General features: G+C 66.9%; 15 protein-coding genes and 1 pseudogene. 7 read left to right on the top strand and 9 right to left on the bottom strand.

Annotation, left to right across the window (positions count from 1 at the left end; all coding sequences use genetic code 11):
- Positions 1 to 111: 111 nt before the first annotated feature.
- Positions 112 to 243 (top strand): hypothetical protein, encoded by a 132-nt coding sequence (locus BS329_RS45335; protein ID WP_279628256.1) that lies wholly within the window; start codon positions 112 to 114, stop codon positions 241 to 243.
- A gap of 604 nt (positions 244 to 847) precedes the next feature.
- Here the strand turns inward: BS329_RS45335 and BS329_RS44990 are convergent.
- The 4 genes and pseudogenes from BS329_RS44990 to BS329_RS39680 all read right to left on the bottom strand — a co-directional run.
- A pseudogene (locus BS329_RS44990) lies at positions 848 to 1,071 on the bottom strand (transposase); the annotation flags it as partial.
- 165 nt (positions 1,072 to 1,236) lie between these two features.
- The gene (locus tag BS329_RS39690; protein WP_076168519.1) at positions 1,237 to 2,607 is read right to left on the bottom strand and encodes a diaminobutyrate--2-oxoglutarate transaminase family protein; all 1,371 of its coding nucleotides are present in this window, start codon (positions 2,605 to 2,607) and stop codon (positions 1,237 to 1,239) included.
- The gene (locus BS329_RS39685; RefSeq protein ID WP_076168518.1) at positions 2,604 to 6,674 is read right to left on the bottom strand and encodes a Pls/PosA family non-ribosomal peptide synthetase; all 4,071 of its coding nucleotides are present in this window, start codon (positions 6,672 to 6,674) and stop codon (positions 2,604 to 2,606) included. Before BS329_RS39685 ends, BS329_RS39690 begins: the two co-directional genes overlap by 4 nt.
- Positions 6,671 to 7,936, bottom strand: coding sequence for an aspartate kinase (locus BS329_RS39680; RefSeq protein ID WP_084750806.1), 1,266 nt, complete (start codon positions 7,934 to 7,936; stop codon positions 6,671 to 6,673). Before BS329_RS39680 ends, BS329_RS39685 begins: the two co-directional genes overlap by 4 nt.
- 955 nt (positions 7,937 to 8,891) lie before the next feature.
- Between BS329_RS39680 and BS329_RS39670 the strand changes: the two genes are divergently transcribed.
- The gene (locus BS329_RS39670) at positions 8,892 to 9,242 is read left to right on the top strand and encodes a transcriptional regulator, IclR family protein (RefSeq protein ID WP_208619370.1); all 351 of its coding nucleotides are present in this window, start codon (positions 8,892 to 8,894) and stop codon (positions 9,240 to 9,242) included.
- 67 nt (positions 9,243 to 9,309) lie between these two features.
- On the opposite strand, the gene BS329_RS39665 is transcribed toward BS329_RS39670, so the two are convergent.
- Positions 9,310 to 10,275: a GlxA family transcriptional regulator gene (locus tag BS329_RS39665; protein WP_076168515.1), complete on the bottom strand. Its 966-nt coding sequence runs from the start codon at positions 10,273 to 10,275 to the stop codon at positions 9,310 to 9,312.
- A 73-nt stretch (positions 10,276 to 10,348) separates the two neighbouring features.
- Here BS329_RS39665 and BS329_RS39660 point away from each other — a divergent pair, with 73 nt between their 5' ends.
- Positions 10,349 to 11,164, top strand: coding sequence for a dienelactone hydrolase family protein (locus BS329_RS39660; protein ID WP_208619369.1), 816 nt, complete (start codon positions 10,349 to 10,351; stop codon positions 11,162 to 11,164).
- On the opposite strand, the gene BS329_RS39655 is transcribed toward BS329_RS39660, so the two are convergent.
- Complete coding sequence (locus tag BS329_RS39655; RefSeq protein ID WP_076168526.1) at positions 11,136 to 11,837, bottom strand: class I SAM-dependent methyltransferase; 702 nt, start codon at positions 11,835 to 11,837, stop codon at positions 11,136 to 11,138. The two genes, BS329_RS39660 and BS329_RS39655, sit on opposite strands and share 29 nt — an antisense overlap.
- A 127-nt stretch (positions 11,838 to 11,964) precedes the next feature.
- Here BS329_RS39655 and BS329_RS39650 point away from each other — a divergent pair, with 127 nt between their 5' ends.
- Positions 11,965 to 13,005, top strand: a complete 1,041-nt coding sequence (locus tag BS329_RS39650) for a DUF2891 domain-containing protein (protein ID WP_076168513.1) — start codon at positions 11,965 to 11,967, stop codon at positions 13,003 to 13,005.
- Between the two features lies 1 nt (position 13,006).
- Here the strand turns inward: BS329_RS39650 and BS329_RS39645 are convergent, their stop codons facing one another.
- Together BS329_RS39645 and BS329_RS39640 are read right to left on the bottom strand one after the other, a co-directional pair.
- The gene (locus tag BS329_RS39645; RefSeq protein ID WP_076168523.1) at positions 13,007 to 13,762 is read right to left on the bottom strand and encodes an SDR family NAD(P)-dependent oxidoreductase; all 756 of its coding nucleotides are present in this window, start codon (positions 13,760 to 13,762) and stop codon (positions 13,007 to 13,009) included.
- Between the two features lie 32 nt (positions 13,763 to 13,794).
- On the bottom strand, positions 13,795 to 14,538 hold the full coding sequence (locus tag BS329_RS39640; RefSeq protein ID WP_143253425.1) for an SDR family NAD(P)-dependent oxidoreductase: 744 nt from the start codon (positions 14,536 to 14,538) through the stop codon (positions 13,795 to 13,797).
- Between the two features lie 101 nt (positions 14,539 to 14,639).
- Between BS329_RS39640 and BS329_RS39635 the strand changes: the two genes are divergently transcribed.
- From BS329_RS39635 to BS329_RS39625, 3 genes are all read left to right on the top strand, one after another.
- Positions 14,640 to 15,473, top strand: coding sequence for a helix-turn-helix transcriptional regulator (locus BS329_RS39635; protein ID WP_076168510.1), 834 nt, complete (start codon positions 14,640 to 14,642; stop codon positions 15,471 to 15,473).
- Positions 15,474 to 16,179: 706 nt separating this feature from the next.
- Positions 16,180 to 16,416 (top strand): hypothetical protein, encoded by a 237-nt coding sequence (locus tag BS329_RS39630; protein ID WP_244197474.1) that lies wholly within the window; start codon positions 16,180 to 16,182, stop codon positions 16,414 to 16,416.
- Between the two features lie 163 nt (positions 16,417 to 16,579).
- Positions 16,580 to 18,055, top strand: coding sequence for a trypsin-like serine protease (locus tag BS329_RS39625; RefSeq protein WP_244197473.1), 1,476 nt, complete (start codon positions 16,580 to 16,582; stop codon positions 18,053 to 18,055).
- A 76-nt stretch (positions 18,056 to 18,131) separates the two neighbouring features.
- On the opposite strand, the gene BS329_RS39620 is transcribed toward BS329_RS39625, so the two are convergent.
- Positions 18,132 to 18,665, bottom strand: coding sequence for a hypothetical protein (locus tag BS329_RS39620; protein WP_076168506.1), 534 nt, complete (start codon positions 18,663 to 18,665; stop codon positions 18,132 to 18,134).
- Positions 18,666 to 18,944 lie beyond the last annotated feature (279 nt).

Raw genomic sequence — 18,944 nt, 5'->3', positions numbered from 1 at the left:
CTGCTACAAGAAACTCCGCAAACTCACCACATGAGACAAGCTCTTAGGCAGTAAACCGTAGCCAGCATTTCCGCAGGTCAGGGCTACAGGATGTGGGAAACGTTGTGGCGGGTGCGTGCCTCTCCAGGCACGCACCCGTTAAAACTCGTCGTCATCGGCGACAAGTACCTCGACGGCTACGCCACCGCGGAACTGTTCGGCATCACCATGCCCGAACCCGACGAGACCGAGGGGGTGAACTGAATACTCCACGCAAGCGACTGACCGCCACCGCAGCCAAGCGACGACGCGGCGCCGCCCGCAAGAAGGCCACCATCGCCCCCAAGGCCACGGGGCGCGGCAAGGCGTCCAGCGGCGTCAGCTAGGGAGCCCCATCCGCTTGAAGTCGGTCACGCTGTGACCGTCCTCATGATCACCACACACCGTCAGATCACACACTGCCAGCTGCCGTACCAGTAGACTCGCGCCTTATGGGGAAGAAGTGGTCAACAAAGGACCAATACGTAATGGCACGCATAGTGACGATCGTTCTCGTGCCCTTGATGCCAATACTCGGAGTAGACTTCTTTTTCGACCTGAGCCGGGGCGAGAGTTCGATCTGGAGTATTTTAGGTAGTTTTTCTGGGAAGTTCATGGCCATTTTCGCGTTCGTGTATAGCGGTGTCAGGTGGCGCAAGCTGCGAAGATTGCTCCCACCTCAGGAGCGTAGGATTTTCCGTTCCGGCTCGACTGGCCATCGATCCTGAACTGCAAGAAAGGATTCAAGCTCCTGTACGTCATCCGATACCACCGATAAGACCCCGATCGAACAGGTGGGCATAATCGTTTCCCCTATCACGGGGGGTGTACGAGTGTGCAGGCGGTGCGCGGTCTGGAACGGCACCCCGAACGACGGCGGCAAATCCTTCCACGCACACCCGCGGCTCAGCACTTACACGATCGCCGTGAACACCGCGCGAGTGTCCACCGGAGCAGTGCCACCGCCTGCGGACGCGGCTCGGACATCGGGATCAACGGCTCCCACAGAACCACAACTCATCCGGCCAACCGCAACGACAGCTGATCAACCACAGCCAATATCATCGCTCATCAGCGACAAATCACCACGTAAGACACACTCTAAGTTGAAATGCAGCCAAAGTGGCTTTCGCGACACCCTGGATGGCTGACACAGCGAGGTTGAGAGCCGAAGAAACCCGACCTTCACACCTACCCGAAGGCGACCGGCGGCACCGGTTACCGCGCCGGAACGCAATGCTCGATCGCCTCGGCCAAAAGGGCACCGGCAAGCTCGACCACCTCCGCGGTCACGGTAAGCGGAGGCATCAACCGGATCACGCTGTCATCGCGGCCGCCGAGCTCGACGATCAGCCCCCGCCGCAGGGCGTAGGCCTGGACGGCACGGGCGTATCCACCGGCCGGTCGTCCGTCGTGGGGGTCGGCCAGTTCGATCCCCCACATCAGGCCGAGGCCGCGGACCTCGCGGACCCAGGGGTGCTCGCGCAGCGGGTGGAGCCGTTGTTCGAGCTGATGACCGCGGTGCCGGACGTTGCCAAGCACGTCGTCGCGCCGGACGATGTGGACGGCCGCGGTGCCCGCCGCGAACGCGGCCTGGTTGCCGCGGAAGGTCCCCGAATGCGCGCCGGGCGCCCAGGTGTCCAGTCGCTGGTCGTAGAAGATGACCGCCACCGGCAGGCCCATGCCGCTCAACGCCTTCGAAGCGATGATCACGTCGGGCTCGATGTCGTACTGCTCGAACGCGAACCACGTCCCGGTCCGGCCACAGCCGGTCTGCACCTCGTCGACCACGAGCGGGATGTCCAGCTCCGCAGTGAGCGCGCGGAGCCGCCGGACGAAGTCGCGGTCGGCCGGAATGATCCCGCCTTCACCCTGGACGATTTCCAGGATCACCGCCGCGGGCAAGGGAATCCCGCCGTTGGGGTCACGCAGGGACCGCTCCAGCAAGCCAACGCAGTTGGTCTCGCAGGTGTCCCGCAAGAGCCCCAGGGGGCACCGGGCACAGTAGGAGTACGGGAAGAAGTGCACCCCGGGCACGCCGTTGGCGATCGGCCGTTTCTGGGCGACCAGACCGGTCAGCGCCATCGCGGCGTGGCTGGAACCGTGGAATCCGCCCTGGAAGGACACCAGGTCGCCACGTCCGGTCGCGGTCTTGCACAGTTTGATCGCGGCGTCCACGGCGTTGGCCCCGCCCGGGCCGCAGAAGTGCATCCGCATCCGCGCGCGCAGACCGGGCGGCAGCATGGACAACTGGGCGTCGATGAACTCGCGTTTGGCGGGCGTCGGGAAGTCCAGGCCGTGGGTGAGCACGTGCAGTTGTTCCGTGGCCGCGTGTACCACCTCGGGATGGTTGTGTCCCAAGGAAAGTACACCCGCTCCGGCAAGGAAGTCGATGAAGACGTTCCCGTCCACGTCCCACAGGTAGCTGCCGTCCCCGCCGGCGATCGCGATCGGCAGATTGCGCGGGTAGGCTCGCGCGTTGGATTCCCAGCGCCGCTGGTGTTCGAGGTACTCGGCCGAGCGAGGCCCCGGCAAATCACCGTCCACCCGGGGCACCAGCTCGGGTTTCGCCGTGGGGGTGTAGGTCATGATGGCAGTCTCCTTGCCGCGGTGATCTCGTCCGCCGTGTCGAGTTCGACAGCCGGATTTGCGTGCCAGCGGGACCGCGGCGGGACCGCGGTGCCCTTCATCAGGAACGCGTCCGCCTCGGCGATCGCCCCCTCGGACATCGTCACTCCATAGTGGACGAACGCGCCGGTGCTGATCGTGCAACCGGTGCCGATGACGATATGGTCGGATTTGAACGTGCCGTCCTCCAGCGAATGCGCCTGCAGCACGGTGTGCACATTGAGCACGCAGTCGTCGCCGATGCTCACCAGCGACTTTTCCGGGATGGCGGCGCCGTCGTCGAAGACGCGGCGCCCGATGCGGACCCCGAGACAGCGCCAGAGGACGTTCTTGAACGGCGTCCCGTCGAACAGGTTGAGGTAGCGGCCGGGGCTGAGCTTCCAGAACCGTTCGTGCCGCCAGAAGACGGGGTCGTAGATCGAGCAGAACCGCGGTCGCAGACTTCGAAAGCCCTGGACGCCGAGTTCGGCCAGCACGAGGAACGACACCGAGAACAGCAGTGTGGCCACGATCCCGCCGCCGAATGCGAGGGCGCCGAACCGGTCGTGCAGGGCACCGGTGACCGACCCGATCAGCAGCACGCCGAGCAGCTGAAGCCAGTGCACCAGCAGGTAGACGAGCATGGTCGCGGTGTTGTGCCGGTTCTTCGCCCTCAGGCCGCGGCGCAGCGCGTCTCCCGTGCCGAGGTGTTCGAACCCGGTGTCACGGCGGACGGTACGGGGGATCTCGAACGCGGGTGATCCGAGCAGGCCGACGTTCTCCCGGATCGGTCCGTCCAGGGGGACAAGGACCTTGGTGGCCAGCAAACAGTTCCGGCCGACGCGGGCGCCGGGTGGATAGCCGATCTCGTTGCCCAAGAACGCCTGCGGTGGGACCGAGGTCCGGCGCAGCCGGAACGACGAAGCGGAGAAGTCGGCGTTGAACAGCGACAGGCCGTCCGAGACCATCGTCCCGCTGCCCACCGTGCTCAGGAATGGCGACTCGTGCTTGAGTTCGACGCCGAAGTTGGATCCGGTCTGCTCGACCTTCGACAGGTCGTACCCCAGTCCGCGCAGGTAATGCACGATGTAACTGCTGTCGCCGAACAAGTAGGTGAACGAGCGCAGGTTGGTCAACCGCGCGATCACCCGCTGGATCGCGAAGTGCCTGCCGTAGAGCGGGTACACCCGGCCCGGCTGGAGAAACCGGTTGAGCAGGCGTGGGACCGTGAGGACGACAGCCAGCCCGGCGAACAGTGCCCCGAAGTACAACAGCGCGGAATTGGCGAGCTGGTCGCGATAGAAGGCCCAGCTCGTGAAGTCCGCCGCCGTCGTCGTGAACCAGCGATCGAAAAGCAGGTCCGCGCCGCCCAAGGTCACGGGAAGCGTCAGCAGCAACAAGACCAGCAGACTGGACACACAGAAGGCGAACGGCCTGAACTTTCCGAGGGAGACCGTTCCCAGTGCCCGGTAGTCCACCGTGGAGGGTCGGGCGGGCGTTCCGTGCCAGCGTTCGCCGTCGGGCACGGTCTGTCCGGCGTTCAGCGACGACGAGTGGCCGAGCTGGGCGTCGTCGCCGATCGTGGTGCCGATGTCGAGCACGGTCATCTCACCGACGAACGCGTTGTCGCCGAGGGTGACCCGGCCGGTCTGGATCCGGCCCGCCCTGGCGCGGTAACACGGGAAGAACGCGTCCTTGCGGACGACCGCCCCGGCACCGACGCGGAGCAGGTCGGTGCAGACCGGCGCGTTCCTGGACAGGATCACGGCGCCCTTGCCGATGTCCGCGCCGAGCGCCCGCAAGTAGAAGGAGTACAACGGCGTCCCGGTGAACAGCATCAGTGGGCTGAACCTGATCAACGTCTTGACCATCCAGAAACGCAGATAGCCAGGACTCCAGAGTGGGATCTCCCCCGGTTTCCACCTTCCGACGAGTGCCCACTTCGCCAGTACCGGCACCGCGGAGAGAACGGCGAAGACGATGAGCCCGAGTGCGACCGCGCGCGCATAGCCGTCGGCGAGTCCGGTCGCCGCGGTGACCCAGACGAATCCCCTGTCCAGGATCCAGCCGGAGCCTGCGGCATAGGCGAGAAAGGCCAGGAGCTGGAACAGTCCACACAGGACGTATGACCCGGTACCGGCGCGGTATGGCTCCTCGGCCCGCGCCATCGTGGTCCGGACCGAAGGCGGAAGCGACTCGGCGAGACCTCGAACGGTCGGGTTGAGGTACACGTCCCTCGCCGACAACGGCGCGAGATCGCCGCGTTCCCGGACCAGCGCGCAGAACTTGGCCAGCAACAAGGAGTCGGCGCCGTAGTCGGCGAAAACGTTTCCCGTCACCGAAACCCGTTCGACGCCGAGGACACGGCCCAGTTCGTCCGCGAGGCGCTGTTCGGTCTCGGTGGCAGGCGCCACGTAGTCGACGAGGCTTGCCGCCGCTCGCGGGTTGCTCGGTGCAGGCAGATGCTTGCGGTCGGCTTTGCCCGCCGGAGTCAGCGGAATGTGGTCGAGCTGTTCGAGATAGGCGGGCACCATGTAGCCGGGGAGCAGCTCGCCGAGCCGGCGTCGCAGTTCACCGGCGTCGACGCTCGCTCTGTCACGGCGCAGACTGTAGTAGGCGACCAGTTCGGTCCGCCCGGCTTCCGGATGATGGGTGTCGACCACCGCCTGCGCGATACCCGGGATCCGCAGCAGGACCGACTCGATCTCCGTGAGTTCGACGCGGTAGCCGCGGACCTTCACCTGCGTATCGGCGCGGCCGTGGTATTCGATCTCCCCTTCCGGGGTGATCCGGCCGAGGTCGCCGGTGCGGTAAATGCGGTGCGACGGGTTGTGCCCGATGCCGACGAAGTCCGGGATGAACGCGCGCTCGGTCAGGTCGGGGCGGTTCAGGTAACCACCGGCGAGCCCGACCCCGGCGATCCCGATCTCCCCCAATTCGCCCGCGGCCAGCGCACGCTGCTCGTCGGGATCGAGGATGACGACCGAGTAGGTGGGCAGCGGGACGCCGATGGTCACCGGCCGGTCCGGGCGCAACACCGCCCAGGTCGCGGTGACCGTGGCCTCGGTCGGGCCGTAGACGTTGAGGAACCGCCGGTCCGGGCGATACCAGCGACGGACGAGGTCTTCGGGGCAGGCCTCACCGGAGACCAGGAGGAACCGCAGCCGCGGCAGGTCCTCGTCGAGGCTGGCCAGCAGGGTCGGGACGCAGCACAACGCGGTGACACCGTTGTCCCGCAGGAATTCGTGCAGTTCGTGGCCCACGAGACTGGTGCCGCCGGGTTTCGGCACGAGGGTCGCGCCGGACAGGAGCGGGACCCAGATCTCCTCGACCGAGAAGTCGAACGCGATCGTCATGCCTTGGTAGACCCGATCGGTGCCCAGGATGCCGTAGACGTCGGCGGCGACCCGGACGAAGTTGCAGATAGCGGCATGGTCGATGGTCACGCCTTTGGGTTGCCCGGTCGAGCCGGACGTGTAGACGACGTAGCAGAGTTCGTCCGCCGGGGTGCCCTTCTCGGCCGCGCCGAGCCGTTCGCCCGACATGGCCGCGATCCGGACTTCGTCCTCGTCGAGGCAGAGCAGGTCGACACTGCCCGGCTCGAAGCGGTCGCGCAGCCGGGAGAGCGTCACCACGAGCCGGACGCCCGCGTCCTGGGTGATGTAGCCCAGCCGGTCGTCCGGAAAACCCGTGTCCAGTGGTACATACGCCGCGTTGATCTTGAGGACGGCCAGCATCGCGACGTAGGGGTGCACCGGTTCGTCGAACAGCAGCCCGATCCGGTCGCCGGGCAGTACTCCGTGTTCCCGTAAATGGCGGGCGAGGCGATTGGCCCGCTCGTCCAAGCCGGCGAAGGTGAGTTTCGTGCCCGCGGTGTCCACGGCGAGGCGATCGCCGTGACCTTCGGCGTGCAAGCGGTCGCAGAGCCCCTCGTACAACTGTTCCAGCCGCTCGCCGCTGCTCCACCGGATCCGCTGTTCGTGTCCGTCGCACGTCAGGACCAGGCTGTCGGTGGTGAACAGACCGGCAGGCTGGCCGTACGGGCTCATGCCCGGTCCTCCGCCAAGCCGAACGAGTCGTGCAGAGCCCGCACGGTCGTGTCGACGGCCTCCGCGGGGATCACGGCGGTGAGCCGCGAATGCGAGGTCGTCATCGACGGCACCGTGACGCGGAGGTCGGCGAGAACCCGCAGCAACTCGGGCAGGCAGCCGGGTGGATCCAGCAGCGCCGTGCCGACCACGGAGACCGAGCCGAGGTCCTCGACGACCGTGGACCGGGCACCCAGGTCCATCGCGAGTTTCGCGATCGGTTCACCGAGCAGCTCCGCACCCCGCACGGTGAACCGCAATTCGCCGGGATCGGGCCAGCTCAGGTTGTCCGGCTTCACCCCGCACCCGGCGAGCATCGTGAGCACGCGGGCGTAGTGGTCCGCATCGGTGACCGAGAGCTCGACCCGGACCAGCCGCACGTCGCGCTCATGCGCGATGCCGATGACCCGAGTGGCGGCCTCCAAGGACGATTCCGCCGTGACGACGGTGGAAGGCCCGGGATTCGAGGAATGCTTGACACGCACCGCCACCCCATGACGGCCGGCGAGTTCCACTGATCTGGGATGCAGCACGCGGGCGCCGAGACCGGCGAGTTCGACCATGACGTCGTAAGAAACCGTCCGGACCGGCCGGGTGTCCGGCACGATCCGGGGATCGGCGGTGCGAACACCGTGGACGTCGGTGCAGATCTCGCATTCGGACCCGCCGAGCGCGGCCGCGAGCGCCACCGCGGTGGTGTCGGAACCACCTCTGCCCAGCGTCAGGAGTTCGCCGTTCGCGTCCCGTCCTTGGAACCCGGCGACCACGACGACCTGTTCCTCGCGCAGCCTCGCGAGGATCTTCGCGGGGTCGACCCGCACGATCGTTCCCGCACCCGGTTCGCCGTTCACCTCGATCCCCGCCTGGTCACCGGTCAGCGACACGGCCATGACCCCGCGCTCGGCCAGTGCCAGGGCGAGCACCGCGGCGGAGACCTGTTCACCCGTCGCCATCAACTGGTCGAGTTCTCGAGGCACCGGCGGCTCGGCGAATTCCCCGGCCAGCGCGATCAGCCGGTCCGTGGTGTCGCCCATGGCCGAGACGACCAGGACCACCCGATTCCCCGCCTCGACGAGCGCGGCCACGTCGCCGGCCACCCCGCTCACCATTCGCGGTGTGGCCAGCGACGAGCCCCCGTATTTTCGGATGACCAACTTCTCGCTTCGCGTCGACCGTAAGGGCGGGACCAAACCGACATCGAGACCTTGGGTACGGTTCACCATTTTCCTTAATAGATCGCTGGCCTTGCCGGGCCTACAGTGGCGGCGATCTGCCCGTTTCGTGTACTGCTGTCCGAAGCGGCCACCGCCGCAAAAGCGCCTTCCTGCCAGCACTTCCCCAGCCCAGACTCGGTCGCCGCGCAACCGTGTGACCGCAATGGAAAGTAGTGCGAGAAACTTTTTCCGGGTACCTCCATCCGTACGAAAGGCCGGAAAACAGTTCCTTGGGGTCATAACGCGGCGGCATCACGCAATGACATGCGTATGAACAGCCCAGTTCGATGGAATTAGGTCAAAGGAATGACGCATTACGATCTGCTTCGAAATTCGATTGAACATCCGAACGGAAATGCGAAATGGTTTTCCATGCGGTGCGGAAATGTACGAGATCCTCTTGCGGGCCGGAATCCGCCAAAGCGGCTATAGCTCGCTTGCCGGCCGAAACCTATCGCGGCCGACTCCGGCCCTGCCCTCAGAGGCCAGGGACACGCCGAAAAACCGTACATATGGGAATCGACCGGACATTTAGCCACCCCAAAGCATCCTTTGTGGACAGTTGCGAGACCCGGTCACTGATCAGGCGTTCGCTCGGCGCGAGGCGGTCGGCTGCCTGCGTGAGGACCGCGTCACCGGACACCGTGCGATCCCCGTGCAGTGCCTCCCAGCGAACGTCGTGCGCCGCCGTCCAGAGGCCGGCCGCCCACGCGCCTCGACCGCGATGGGCCCGATGAGCCGGGAGATCGCCCCCGGCTGAAGGCCGCCGTCGCCGTCGGCGCCGAACTTCGGGAGCGCGACGCTCTCAAGAGCGTCAGCCTCGCGGCCGCCATGACCGCCGCACTGGTAGCCCGGTCGCCTTCGGACCATTCGGCGTATCCCCGCTTGAAGGCGCAGCGAAAACCGCCACCGCGTCGGCGCGCAGGCATTCCGGCTCGGCCAATCGTGGCAGCCCTATCCACGATTGCTGGAACTCGCCCGCGGTCAGCTCCGATGGCTGTCCGCGGCCGCGCGAGCCAGTTCGCTGTTCGCCATGCCGTGCGACGGCGACATCCTCGTCGCCGCCAGTCTCACCCTGCCGGAGCACGACCTCCTCCTGCGCCCAGGAACGACCGTGCCGCAATGCACCGGCCGACTTTCGCCCGGCTGGCAGGTCAAGCACGGTCTTGTTGTCGCCGAAGCGCCCGTCAGGCTGCCGACCGGTGAGAAGCTCGGTTCGATCGCGGCCGTGATCGCCGTGCGGCAGCCGTCCGGAGCGGTGTCCGAAGCCGTCGCCCGCACCGCCCGCATCCTCAGCGCGGCTCTGGTGCACTGACACTTGTAGACGCGCCGAAGAATGACTGTCCGAAAGGTGGCCACTCCGGCTTCGCGAAATACGGTTCTCACTCGGCACCACGACGGAAGGCGGCGCGGTAGTCCCTCGGGCGTCGCCCGGTGTGCTTGGCGAAGAGGGCCGCGAAGGTCCCCGGATCCCGGTAACCGACCGCGGAACAGATTCCGGCGACAGTGTGGTCCGTCGTTTCGAGGAGGTGAGTGGCACGCCGGACGCGCGCGGAATGCAGGTATTCGAGCGGACTCTGCCCGGCTTCCGCCGCGAAGCGCCTCAGCAATGTCCGCGGGCTGACAGTGAAAGCACCGGCCAAGGCCGCCAAGTCGTATCGGGCAGCGAGGTGCTGATCGAGCCATCGCATGACCCGGTGGGAGAACTCGTTGCCAGGCCGCGGAAGGAGTCGCGTTTCGACGTAGGGCGTCTGGGACGACCGCGCGTCGTCGACCAGCGCCACCCGCGCTGTCGTCCGTGCCACGTCGGCACCGCTGTGTTCGCGGATCAGTTCGAGTGCGCAGTCGTACATGGCACTGAAGGCCGCCGTCGTGGTCACTCCCTTGTCGGTGACGACGAGGTGCTCGGGCCGGACGTCGGCCTCAGGGCAGCGTTGCGCGAGTTCGTCCGCGAAGAGCCACGACGTGGTGGCGCGGCGATGGTCGAGAAGTCCTGCCTCCGCGAGCAAGAACGCCCCGACACAGATCGAGACGACGACCTTGCCGGCGGTGGCGTGCGACCGGATCGCCGCGACCTCGCCGCGGAGGCTCGCGACCTTCGCGCCGACGTCAAGGCCCGGCACGAACTCGAACCCCGGCACGACGAGGACGTCGACTTCACGCAGCGGAGAGACGGTCAACGTCACGCCGCCCGATGCGACGACCCGACGGCGAGGCGAGACGACGGACACCTCGTATCCGGCGCGGTCCGGGCCGGCGACGTGCGTGGCCATCGTGAGGAGATCGGGGATACCGAACACTTCGGACGCGAAACAGCCCGGATAGGCCAGGACACCGACTCGCAGCATGTGGCGAGATTACCCCTGAAGATGGCGATCTGGCCTATCCCTGCCGGTGGACGCTGAGGTCCATGCTGTCGGTGTGCGCAACCACCTGGACGACCCGATCACCGACTTCTCCCGCCGTCCCCTGGCGGTGGGCGGCGTGACGAAGACGGTGTACGTCGCGGGTTCCGGGCCGGCCGTGGTGCTGATGCCCGAGATGCCCGGCATCAGCCCCGACGTACTGCGGTTCGCGCGATGGGTGCGGGACGCGGGATTCACCGTCTTCGTCCCCTCGCTCTTCGGGGCCGACGGCGCCTATCCCACGGCCGAGGCCGGTGAGCAGGTCGTCCGCCGCGCGTGCGTCAGCGCCGAGTTCCGGGCGTTCGCCGGCGGCGGCACCAGTCCCGTCACGACGTGGCTGCGCGGGCTCGCACGGCTTGCCCACACCGAATGCGGCGGGCCCGGGGTCGGCGCGATCGGCCTGTGCTTCACCGGCAACTTCGCCCTCACCATGGCACTCGAACCCGCCGTCATCGCGTCCGTGGTCAACCACCCCTCACTACCGCTGGACGACCCGGGCGGACTCGAACTCGCCGACGAAGACGCGCTCGCGATCCGGGACCGCGTCTCGCATGACGGGCTGAAGATTCTCGCTTACCGCTTCGAGGGCGACCGCTGGTGCACCGGCCGTCGTTTCGCCGCCTACCAAGCCCTCCTCGGTGACGCCTTCGACGGCCGCGTCCTGCCGAACAGCGCCGCGAACACCGACCCGCCCCCGTTCTTCCGGGACGTGGTCGGCACCCCGCACAGCGTCGTCACCGCCCACTTCGTCGACGCCGAGGGGCATCCGACGGTGCGGGCCAGGGACGAGATCCTCGCCTACCTCACCGACCGCCTGCGTCCTGTCCCGTGATGGAGGCGATCTCCCACAACCCCAGAGACTTGTCGGCGTAGGCGCCGTTCTCTTCCGTGCAGCCTTCGACCAGCACCGCCAGCGGCTCCGGGAACCCGAACGGTTCCCGGCGGAGGTTCAACGGCCGCCAGTCGCCCGTCGCGATGTCGGTGTTGGTTTCCAGTTCGGTGAAAGTCGTGGTGAGCAGATACCGGGAGCCGCTTCGCCGAAGGTTGCCCAGTGCCCGCTCGATGTCGGCGAAGCTCAGGTGGACCAGGCAATCCCGGCACAGCACCAAATCGGCTTCCGGCAGCGGGTCGCCGGTCAGATCGAGTACCCGGAATTCCCGCACCGGGTCGCCCCGGAAGCGCTCGGCGTTCATCTCGACCAGATCGGTGACGATGTCGGCCCCGATGTACCGCTCCAGATCGAGGTCGACCGCACTGAGCCAGCCGAAGTCCCCGAATGGCAGGTCGAGCAGGGTGCGCACGCCGAACCGGTCGAGAACATCCGGTAGCTGATCGCGCAGCCGCTGTGTCTGCACCGACTCGGACCCAGGCCCGGAAACCGACGAGGAACTCCACAACCGGGATCGGAAGATGTAGGTGAACCGATCCTGGTTCTCCATGCTTTCGAGCTCGTCGGCGACTCGTCGGAAGTTGCGCTGCGCGGTGGTGATCGGCCGTTCGTCCACGCCGCCATCGTAGAGCGACTCGGCGGGCACGCGCGACTGAGTCCATTGTGGACGGTGGGCATCCCTGAACCGCCCGGGTTGGGTAACTTCGAGAGCCGAGGGTTCGCGATTCCGAGGGGACAGTCCGATGACCAGCTGGGACGACGAACGAGGCGGTCTGCTGAAGGCCGGTGCCGATGACCTGGCCAGGACAGCGCTGGCGAACATCGTGCGTGAGTACCCGCACCACGAGAGCCACTGGCACGTCGAGGGCGTGCCCATCGCCACCCCGCGACAGCTGCATCCGTGCTTCTACGGCAGTTTCGACTGGCATTCCTGCGTGGAGATGTTCTGGGTGCTCATGCGCCTGCTACGCCACCACAGCACTCTCGTACCGGCCACGGAGATCCGCGGGATCCTCGACGAGCACCTGACCGCCGAGACGCTGGCCGCCGAACTCGCCTACTTCTCTCCCGACGACCATCGCACCACTCAACGCCCCTACGGCTGGTCGGCGCTGCTGGAACTCACCTTCGAGACTTCAACCTGGGACGACCCGGACGCCGCACGCTGGTCAGCGGCTTTGCGGGAGCTGAGTACGGTTTTCGTGACCCGCTACCTCGACTGGTTGCCGCGGACCACCTACCCGATCCGGCACGGAGTGCACGACAACGGCGCGTTCGGGCTTTCCCGCGCCCTGCCCTACGCCGGTTACCTCGCCGACAACGGCGACCCACGGCTCCAGCAGGTCATCACCGAGACCGCCTGGCGATGGTTCGGGTCCGACCAGGACTATCCCGGCTCCTGGGAGCCTTCCGGGGCCGACTTCCTCTCCCCCGCCCTCGCCGAAGCCGAACTCATGACCCGCCTGCTGCCCGCGAACGAGTTCGCCGACTGGCTGCGCCGGTGCTTGCCCGGCCTGGACGAACGGAAACCGGCGAGCCTCTTCACCCCGGCGACCGTCACCGATCCTTCCGACGGCCAGATCGCCCATCTGCACGGACTGAACCTGCACCGCGCCTGGTGCTGGCACCGCCTCGCCAACGCTCTCCCCGCCGACGACGGCCGGATCCCCGCCATCCTCGACGCCGCACGCACTCACACCCACGCTTCGCTGTCGCAGAGCACTGGCGGCACGTACATGGTCGAACATTTCCTTGCCTACTACGCGCTGCTCCTCCTCGGCTGATTCAGTAAGCGGTGAGGCCGCCGTCGACCACGAGTTCGGTTCCGGTGACGAACGAGGATTCGTCGCCTGCCAGGAAAAGCATCGCGGCGGCGACCTCGGCGGGGTCCCCCGCACGGCGCATGGGGGTGCGCACGATGTCGGGTTGCCGGTCGCCCTGCTCGTCGAGCAGATCTTGGATCATCGGCGTGGCGATCACCCCGGGATGCACCGAGTTGACCCGGACGCCACGGGTCGCGTACTCGACGGCGGCGGTCTTGGTCAGCAGCCGTACCGCTCCTTTGGACGCCTGATACGCGGCGGCGGCTCCGCTCCCGACCAGGCCGAGCACCGAGGAGGTGTTGACGACGGAGGCGTTGCCGGTGGCGCGCAGCAAGGGCATGGCGGCCTTCATCCCTAGCCAGGTGCCGGTCTGGTTGACCGCGATCACGCGGTCCCAGGACTCCTGCGTGGTGTCCTCGACGCCTGGCCAGTCCACGATGCCGGCGAGGTTGACCAGGACGTCGAGACGGCCGAAGCGCTGACGAGTCAACTCGATGACCTCGCTCCAGCTCTCGGCCGAGGAGACGTCCAAGCGCGCGGCCAGCACCTCGGCACCTGCCGGTGCCAGACGTGTGGCCAGCTCTTCCGTGGCTTTCTCCGCGAGGTCGGTGACGACCAGCCGGGCGCCTTCGCGGGCGAACAGTTCCGCGGTGGCTTGTCCGATGCCGCCGGTCGCTCCGGTGATCAACGCGACCTTGTCGGCGAGCCTTTCAGGCATGTTCATTCTCCTCTCGTCGGGTTCACGGGGATTCAGGCTGTGGTGTAGCCGCCGTCGGCGGCCACGACCGCGCCGGTGACGAAACTCGACTTCGGCGAGGCCAGGAAACCGATCACCTCGGCGATCTCTTCGGGCTGCGCGACACGGCCCAAGGGGTGGGCATCGCCAAAGGAGCGCAGGTACTCCCGGCTGTCGGCACGGAAGTCGTCGAGCAGGTCGGTTTCGATCACCCCGGGGGCGACGACGTTGGCGCGGATACCGTGCGGGCCGCCTTCCAGCGCGAGCACTTTGGTCAATTGCGCCAACGCTCCCTTGGACGCGCTGTACGCGGCCGCGTCGACCAGCCCGACGGTGCAGGCGAACGACCCGACGGTGACGATCACGCCCCCACCGTGGTCGCGCATGACCCGGAACGCCTCCCGGGCGTGCAGGAACGTCCCACGGGCGTTGACCGACATCAACTCGTCCCAGTCGGCCGCCGTGGTCTCGGTGATGGGCTTGTTCACCGACCGGCCCGCGTTGGCGACGAGGATGTCCAAGCCGCCGAACCGGTCGATCGCCGCGGCCACCGAGCGCACCGCGGTGTCTTCCTGGGACACGTCACCGGCCAGGGTCGACACACGGTCAAACCGGGCGGCGAGGTCTTCCACCTCGGGACGGAGGTCGGTGGCCAGCACATACGCACCCCGGGCGTGCAGCCACGCGACCGTGGCCGCGCCGACCCCGCGGGCGGCACCGGTGACCAGGGCGACCTTGCCCGTCAATTCGTTCGTCATACCGATCAGCATCGTCGACGGCGGGAAGCGATGGCAGGACGTGTGTTGGCCGGGTGTGCCACACCCGGCCAACCGGGACGGCGGCGACTTACCCTGATGTCATGGGCAGCAGTGAGCTGGGAGCGTTCTTACGCGCGCGACGCGCGGGGCGAACCCCCGAAGAAGCGGGCGTGCTCTATTCCGGACGGCGCAAGGTGCCCGGCCTGCGTCGCGAAGAGGTCGCCGTCCTCGCCGGGGTGAACGCCGACTACTACACCCGCCTGGAACAAGGCCGCGAAACCCACCCCTCGCCGCAAGTGCTGGACGCCCTCTGCCGCGCCTTGGATCTCGATCCCGACGCTCGCGACCACCTGTTCCGGCTGGCAGGCGCGACACCGGAGAGCACACCCGCGCCGTCGCCCCGGACCGTGAGCCCTGAACTGCGGCAACTCATGGACGGCTACCCGCACACTCCCGCTTTCGTGCTGAACCGCGTCTTGGACGTACTGGCCGCCAATGCTCTCGCCGACGCGTTGTTCTCGCCGTTCCGAGTGGCGGGCAACCTCGCCAGGATGACCTTCCTCGACCCCGCTGGACGGCAGTTCTACGCACGATGGGACTGGACCGCGCAGGCCACCGTGGCGAACCTGCGGATGGCCGCGGGCTTCGACCCGCACGATGCCGGCCTGCGAAGCCTGATCGCGGAACTCAGCGAAGGCGGTGCGCATTTCCGCGACCTGTGGGAGACCCACCAGGTGCGCGGCAAGACCCGCGAGCCCAAACATCTCGTGCACCCCGACGTCGGCCCGCTGGTCCTCACCTATCAGGCATTCGACGTGCGCAGCGCCCCCGGCCAGCAACTGATCATCTACCACGCCGAACCCGCCACTCCCAGCGCTCACGCCCTCGCACTGTTAAGCAGCCTCCATGCCCGCGAGAACCTGTCCGGAGTGTGACCACTCGAACAGAGCAGTCACTCGCTGTTCGTGACCCGAGCGAGGCGATAACGGGTGACGAACTGCCCGATCGAGTGAACCCACCGTGAGCACAGCTGCTCGAATCTCGCCGAAATTGAGTAGAATTGACTGCAAACGGCAGTGGCGATCAGCATCTTTCATTCTCGCGAAGACGGTGCGCGCAGGTTCGCGGTCGTGGCCTCCCACCTGCGGAGATCTGTGCGGCGGCGCACGTTGTGGTGACCTGGCTCGATCCCGGGATCGCAAGCCGCCGGACTGTCGAGTCTGTTTGACGGCACTCGGCCATTCGGCGTCACTGACTACTTTGAGTAGTTTTCAGAGTCACCCAGACCGTTGAGCGACGGGTGCATACCGTTCAGCGCGACACACGCTGTACTACTGAACGGTCACAGTCTGCTTTCGCCAAGATGTTCTCAGCCGCACCGGTAAAGAACCGGTAACGCACGCGTGGCCCCCTGCTGTCACAGGAGGCCACGCGGATGTCCATTCGCCCGCTCGCTAGAACAAGGACAGGACAGTCGTGACCCTACAGCCTGATAACGCGAAGACACCAGACAACGGCCCGCCCCAACGGGTCACAGTCGTCATCGAGCACGTCGAGAATCCGCCTCGCCGGGTCGCCACCTCCGCGGAAATGATCCGCACGGCGCGGCCCCTCCTGAGGACCCCGGGCCGCCATCGCAAAGTGCAGACCCGCGACAGCTGGCTCTGCCTGGCGATGGCGGTTCTCGCCGGCTGGGCCCCGACCCTGCGGATGTGCCTGCTGCTGACGATGGGCGGTGGGATCGTCGTCGGCGTCGTGAAGATCAGCACTCCGGAGTTCGGTGCGTCGGTGGGGACCTGCGTCGGTCTCCTGACTCTCTTCGGTGCCTGGATCGTCAAGGCCCGTCAAGGAAAACAGCGGCGGGAGCCGAGCCTGTAGCCCAGTCCGTGAAGGACTCCTTGAGGGACCCAGAGTCCCTCAAGGAGTCCTCACGGACCCCGTCAACCATCTCGGGTCTCGGCTCGTTGTCGAAAACTCCGCACATCCACCAGGCGCACTCCGGTTAAATGATGGCGAAGTCCCTGACATGTGAGGAGATCTCGTGCGGAGAGCTGGAAGCCTGGGGGCCCTGGCTGTTTCGGTGCTGGCGGCGACCACGGCACTGAGCAGCCCGGCGCTGGCCGACACCGTGCAGTCGTTCCACACCACGCTCGACCCCGCTTCGGTGCGGGAATCAGTGCAGTACCTCGTCCAGACCTACCAGGTGAACGAGCGGGAGGCGTTGCGCCGTCTGGAATTGCAGACAGACGGCAGCAAACTGGACGAATTGCTGCGACGCGATCACGGTGCCGAGTACGGGGGCATGTGGCTCGATCAGAGCAAGGGCCAGCTGGTCGTGGCCATGACCGAACCTGCGGCGGCAGAGCCGTATCTGCGGGCGATGCCCGCCCGGGCCGGAGTTCGCACGCAACAAGTCCGGCACTCGTTGCAGCAGCTCACAGCGGCGAAGGAACGCGTCGCTGCCAAGGTCGGCGCTGGGCCGGAAGCGGTTTACCTGCCGTCGGTGAGCGAGTCCGAAAACCGCGTCGTGCTGTGGGAACGTGGCTGGGTGGCGCAGGAGAAGTCGTCCATGCGCGCCGCCGGCGACGTCGTGACCGCCGAAGTGAACACCGCTCGCCAAGCCGCGGCGGCGGAACCGGGCATGGTCGTCTCCCGCGTCCTGAAGAATCCGAACGCGCTGTCCACGCCGAACGTGGACCTCGGTTTCTGTCATCCGCTCTACTGCACCAACTATGGCCCGATGCGTGGTGGGATCAGGCTGGACATGAAGCGGGACGACGGCACCTGGGGCGGGTGCACCAGCGCCTTCAACCTGCGGTCCACCGGCGGCGGTTTCCCCGGCAAAGGCTGGGTTCTGACCGCGGGCCACTGCATGCGGACCAAGACCAACAACACGCCGACCCAGCACAACGGCAACGCGGTCGTGCAGCAGCACGGCATCGAGAAGAGTTCGTACCCGTACGACTACGCGGCCTTGCCGTATGTCGACGACACCGCGGCCACGAAATGGCTCGAGGGCCAGACCGGCCGCAACCGGGTGCTGAAGTACTGCCGCAACGGTGGCATGGACAGCAACGCCGACACCCCGTGCGGCACGCAGGCCACCTCGATGGACGAGTACATCACCGGCACCCGCAAGCTCGCCGAAATCAAGGCGGGCTATGTCGTCTGTGCCAGCGGGACCGCGTCGAGCGCGGTGAACTACCCCGATTCCGTCGACAGTGGCGCGGGCGCCGGCTACCTCGTCGGGACCCGCTGTGGTCGCGTCCTGTCCACGGACGTCGGCATCAACACCGACCTGTGCGCCCGTCCGGGCGACAGCGGCGGACCGCTGTTCAGCCAGGCCGATCACGCCGCGCTCGGCATCCTGATCGGCAACCAGCAGTCCCGGTCGGGTCCCTGCCAGGCCGGTGAACTGAACAACTACGCGCCGATCGAGACGATCACCACCGATCTCAGCGAGCGGATCGCGAGCAAGGGTTCGAAGTTCGCGGTCATCACGGCTCCGAACGGCTGACCTCGAAGTACCTGAAGGCCCCCTTCCTTGCGCCAGGCGCAAGGAAGGGGGCCTTCAGGTACTTGGGGAGTGGCGGTCACGCGCTGAGCAAAGGACCCTCGTACCGCAACGCGTCGTCCTCGCCGTACACCCGGACCGTCAACTCCGGCGGATCCCACGGCGCGAAGACCTCATCGACCGTCTGAGGCGTCGGCCCGAGGTCGACGTCGACGGCGAAGGTGTGCGCCACGATGTCGGCCGGGACGACGCCGCCGTCCGTGTCGGCCACCTCCAACCGGCGTACCCCGGTGTCGACCGCTCCGAGCACACCAGGGCGCGAACTCCACACCGCGAACCCTCGTTCGGCGGTGTCGGCCCCATAGCCGCGGCTCATGATGTTGAACAGCGGGCGGTCTCCCTCCTGGAAGACGCACTCCGCTTCGACACCCGCTTCGTTGTAGGCCAGCAGCCGCCCGCTCGCGGTGCTCGACCCGAGCCGGGCCCCGGCGTGCCAGCCCGCGTGCGAGACGGTTTCCGCCGATCCCGCGACCTCCGCCGACCGGTACAGCTCGGTGAAGGCCGTCAATTCCGCTGTCCACTGCGTGATTTCTTCATCCTCTGGTGGAGCCACTACGCGTGTACTCTCCTCTCCGCACTGTCCTCAACGGTCACTTCCGAGGTTGACATACGCCGAGGTCGATCACATCGGGGTTTCCCCGTAGATCGCTCCGGGCCACTGCACGGTTCCGTGCAACCGACGCTCGGGCGAACACGGAACGTGGGCAGGTGAATCTCCCGCGTACCGCGGATTGCGCCGAGTGGAGCAATCTCGTGATTCTCCCGTCATGGGGTTTCCCCTCGGCCGTCGGAGTGTCGCCGGGCAAACCGGTGACACTCCGACGCAGAGGGG

It is taken from the genome of Amycolatopsis coloradensis (genome assembly GCF_001953865.1).
GTDB lineage: Bacteria > Actinomycetota > Actinomycetes > Mycobacteriales > Pseudonocardiaceae > Amycolatopsis > Amycolatopsis coloradensis.
This window is presented reverse-complemented; position numbering and strand designations above follow the sequence as displayed.

Bases quoted from the DNA above. Each gene is read 5' to 3' on its own strand.
- BS329_RS39690 (WP_076168519.1), bottom strand. From the start codon at position 2,607: ATGACCTACACCCCCACGGCGAAACCCGAGCTGGTGCCCCGGGTGGAC.
- BS329_RS39645 (WP_076168523.1), bottom strand. From the start codon at position 13,762: ATGCCTGAAAGGCTCGCCGACAAGGTCGCGTTGATCACCGGAGCGACC.
- BS329_RS39665 (WP_076168515.1), bottom strand. From the start codon at position 10,275: ATGCTGCGAGTCGGTGTCCTGGCCTATCCGGGCTGTTTCGCGTCCGAA.
- BS329_RS39635 (WP_076168510.1), top strand. From the start codon at position 14,640: ATGGGCAGCAGTGAGCTGGGAGCGTTCTTACGCGCGCGACGCGCGGGG.
- BS329_RS39680 (WP_084750806.1), bottom strand. From the start codon at position 7,936: ATGGTGAACCGTACCCAAGGTCTCGATGTCGGTTTGGTCCCGCCCTTA.
- BS329_RS39685 (WP_076168518.1), bottom strand. From the start codon at position 6,674: ATGAGCCCGTACGGCCAGCCTGCCGGTCTGTTCACCACCGACAGCCTG.
- BS329_RS39640 (WP_143253425.1), bottom strand. From the start codon at position 14,538: ATGACGAACGAATTGACGGGCAAGGTCGCCCTGGTCACCGGTGCCGCC.
- BS329_RS39650 (WP_076168513.1), top strand. From the start codon at position 11,965: ATGACCAGCTGGGACGACGAACGAGGCGGTCTGCTGAAGGCCGGTGCC.